The organism is Desulfomarina sp., from assembly GCF_054039375.1.
The window spans coordinates 1-4,010 of sequence record NZ_JBPLBA010000195.1 but is presented as its reverse complement, the minus strand read 5'-3'; the positions used below and the strand labels follow the sequence as shown (position 1 = coordinate 4,010).

3 protein-coding genes are annotated in these 4,010 nt (G+C 50.5%); all 3 read right to left on the bottom strand.

Features of this window, described 5'->3' with window-relative positions; genetic code table 11:
• On the bottom strand, positions 1 to 1,025 hold a 1,025-nt coding region (locus ACXLDX_RS11285), incomplete at its 3' end, for a threonine aldolase family protein (protein WP_457577285.1).
• 43 nt (positions 1,026 to 1,068) lie between these two features.
• Positions 1,069 to 1,869, bottom strand: a complete 801-nt coding sequence (locus ACXLDX_RS11280) for a DUF547 domain-containing protein (RefSeq protein WP_457577284.1) — start codon at positions 1,867 to 1,869, stop codon at positions 1,069 to 1,071.
• 2 nt (positions 1,870 to 1,871) lie between these two features.
• Positions 1,872 to 4,010 (bottom strand): dihydrolipoyl dehydrogenase family protein (locus ACXLDX_RS11275; protein WP_457577283.1); only part of this gene is annotated, 2,139 nt, incomplete at its 5' end.

The window sequence follows — 4,010 nt, the reverse complement described above, 5'->3', positions numbered from 1 at the left end:
TAACCAAGATCAACGACGAACTGGTCAACCACACTCCGTTCTGTAGCCCACGACGTGACCAGCCTGACTGCCGAATGTGTATCATCAACTCTCTGCCAGGTATGAAACGCGTAGTTTTCCGCCAGTTGTTTAATCCTGGTGTCGGGAAAAATCGGAAAGATCTGGTTTGAGGAAGTTTCAACCAGAAAAGGATAATCTCTTTCCCTGATCTCCACCGTGAGAAAGCCTGCCATTCTGTTTGCGTGCGTCGCCAGCTCGAAGAACAGATCATCGCGAAACAGGGCGACAAACTGGATACCGAGCAGCCGGCCTTTGGCGGTCAATGCACCGTGCTGTTTCAGATGGAATGGAAAATCTTCTTTAATGCTGTTATTGGTGATGACAATGGCCTCACCGAGCAGGGCGCCGTTTTTGGTCCCGCCTATATAAAAAACATCTGTCAGTTCGGCCACATCAGCCAGGCTGAGGTCGTTGCCATCAGCGCAGAGCGCGGACCCGAGGCGGGCCCCGTCCATAAAGAGAAACAGCTCATTCTCCCGACAGAATTCCGACAGATCCTCCAGCTCGTTTTTCAGGTAGCAGGTCCCGACTTCAGTGGAATTGGAAATATAGACCATTTTCGGTTTGACCATATGGGGGACATCAGCATGTCCCTCCAGCACAGCCTGAATATCCTCCACCCGCATCTTGCCTTCCATTCCCGGAACACTGTTTATCCGGTGACCGGTGGCCTCGATTGCCCCCGCCTCATGGACATTGATATGGCCGCTGTCCACCGCGATCACCGATTCATGTGGTCTCAGGGTGGCGGCGACAACAATCAGGTTAGCCTGGGTTCCTCCGGAAACAAAAAATACATCCGCATCTGAACAGTTGATTTTCCCCCGGATAAGTTGCCGTGCCTCCCGGGAATAGACGTCTTCACCATACCCTTCCTGCTGTGTAAGATTGGTTTCCGCCAGGATCTCAAGAATACGAGGATGACACCCTTCACTGTAATCATCCATCAGATTTATTTTTGACATTTTTCTCTGGTTATAAATTGTAATTTTATATTTTTCCTCTGGATCAACGCTCTGCTATACTATTAAGTTTCCAGTTATATTTCAAATAAGTAATTTCCAGTTCGTTTTTCATCGCCCTGTCGGCAGCCTGTTCATCCAGACCGAGGAGCTGCCCATGATTTGCAAAAAACTGGCCGAGGGAAGATATCCCCTTCCAGCCTTTTTCAAAATCCTCCCTGTACCATTTAAAAATGGACGACACCTCAAGGCGGTTGTTTGTGTAGCGGTTTCTGGTTGAGTCGGAAAGAAAAAATTCGGAAGCCTCCTGCAGTTGACGCTGCAGGTCCCTGCCATTGTAGGCCTCGGGCCGCAGCGCCGGGCAACCTATGCTGGCGCAGTTGACGGCGAAATGAATACGCGGATCATTATACCTGCCGGAACCGCGGATGAGTTTATGCTCTATCTCGTCAAGAGACCTGGTTTTTCCAAGCAGAGAAAAAAAACGCTTCTTCCAGGGAGACTGGAAAAACGAACCGAGATCTTTTATGGACTCCAGATCCGGATATTTCGTCAGGATCAGTTCCACTGTCCAGCCGTTATAACTGTTAATGAGAAAGGCAAGCTGTTCATCAGCAGTAAACTGATCAAATATTTTCCGGTCCACTTCTGCCAGACTGTCCAGGTAAGCCCGCAGTTCTTTTCGATCCTGCAGAAAACCGTGATAATCAACCTGGGTTTTTCTGCCACCGTCGAGAACAACAACATGTTTTTTCAGCAGTGTATCCCAGACTCCATGGTCAAACACCGCCGCCTCGACACGACAGGCGGAAAAGACCAGCAGGAGAACAAAAAAAATCCGTCCCATATTTACCCCCTTTTCCAGGTATGATAACGTTCAATCCAGGCAAGCAACTTCTCCGGCGCATGGTTTTTCTTCCACTCCCCTGCCACGTATTTGTTTGTTTCCGCCAGGGTCGGATAAGTATGAATCGTGGAGAGGATCTTGTTCAATCCCAGGCCGTGTTTCATGGCCAGAACAAATTCGCACAGCAGGTCACCCCCGTGTTCGCCCACCAGGGTCACCCCGAGAATCTTATCCTTGCCAGGAACAGTGAGCACTTTTATAAAACCGTGAGCAGCCCCGTCGGCTATGGCCCGATCAAGATCATCAATACCGAACCGGGTCACCTCATAGGCGATTCCCTTTTCCTTTGCCTCCTGTTCGTTGAGACCGACCCTGGCCACCTCAGGATCAATAAAGGTCGTCCAGGGGATGACGGAATAGTCCACCCTGAATTTCTTCCACTCTCCGAACAGGCTGTTGACCGTGGCGTACCAGGCCTGATGTCCGGCGGTATGGGTGAACTGGTAAGGTCCCGCGACATCTCCTGCTGCAAAGATATTGGGGTAGAGGGTTTCCAGGTAATCGTTGGTTACTATGGTACGCTCCGTGGCGATCCCCAGGTTTTCAAGACCATATCCCTTCAATCTCGCGGAACGACCCACGGCACAGATTAGGACATCGTAACCGAGTCTTTTTTCTTTCCCTTTGTGTTCTACGATCACAAATTTTCTCCCACCTTCCTGTTCACAGCGCAGGGCACTGTGTTCCGTGAGAACATGGACCCCATCCTTTTCCAAAGCTGCCCTGGCAAAAGCTGACACTTCGACATCTTCCCGGCTCATGATCCTCTCACCCCGTTCGACCTGCCAGACACTGGAACCGAACCTGGCAAAACACTGGGACAACTCGCAGCCGATGGGACCTCCACCAAGAATAACCAGTTTTTCCGGAGGATTTTCGTGGGTGGCAAGCTCATCCCACAGGGTGTCACTGGTGAGATAGCCCGATTGCTCGATTCCGGGCAGGGCAGGAACAAAGGGCTCGGCTCCGGCGGCAATAATGATCGACCTGGCCGTGATCCGCCTGGTTTCACCATTTTCCAATTTAACCATCACCGTCCACGGATCCACCAGTTCACCATATCCCTTCAGCACCTCTACGCCCAGAGACGTGAATCGTTCGACACTGTCATGTGGCTCTACCTCGCTGATCACCCGATGAACGCGCTCCATGACCTTTTTAAAGCTGAACCGCGGCTCCATCGGTTCCAGGCCGTATTGATCACCGTTTTTCATGAAGTGAACTATTTTCGCACTTTTGATCAGTGCCTTGCTTGGCACACAACCATAATTCAGGCAGTCACCTCCCATTTTACCAGCCTCAACAAGGGTGACTTTCGCCTTTACCGCCGCACCGATCAGAGAACTGACAAGTCCAGCCGCTCCAGCGCCGATAACGATCAGGTTTCGGTCAAATCGTTTGGGCCTGGGCCAGGCGCCATAGACCTTTCTTTTTTTCAGCCAGTCGATCATTTTTTTGGCAATAAGCGGAAAAAGGCCCAGCAACACAAAAGAGAAAAGAAGCAGCAGAGAAATAATCCCGGCAAGACTGTCAATTTTTGCCAGCTGAGTACCCGCATTTACATAAACTGCAGTTCCCGCCAGCATACCAATCTGACTGACCCAGTAGTAAGTTATGGTAGGGATAGGTGTCAGTCCCATGAGGATATTAATAAGAAAAAAGGGAAAAACCGGCACCAGACGCAGGGTAAAAAGATAAAAGGCGCCTTCTTTCTCAACACCCCTGTTTATTGATGCCAGCCTGTCCCCGAAACGATTCTGTACTGCTTCTTTCAGGAGATAGCGGGAAACGAGGAAGGCAAGAGTCGCCCCGATAGTTGAGGCAAAGGAAACAAGAATAAGCCCCCAGGCAAGACCGAACAGGGCGCCTGCCACAAGGGTCATCAGAGCTGCCCCGGGAAGCGAAAGGGCCGTCACCAGAACATAAAGCCCGAAAAAGGCAAGACTGACCAGAACCGGAGAAGTTGCCTTCAACTGCTCAAACTCAGCCTGCTGTGATTTTATGGCCTTCAGGGTCAGAAGCTGATCAATATCAAAAATAAAAAAGGCGGCGACAAGAATGACAATGGCAAGAAGTACAAA

Excerpts from the sequence above, each read along its gene's own strand:
- ACXLDX_RS11280 (WP_457577284.1), bottom strand. The coding sequence starts at position 1,869 with ATGGGACGGATTTTTTTTGTTCTCCTGCTGGTCTTTTCCGCCTGTCGT.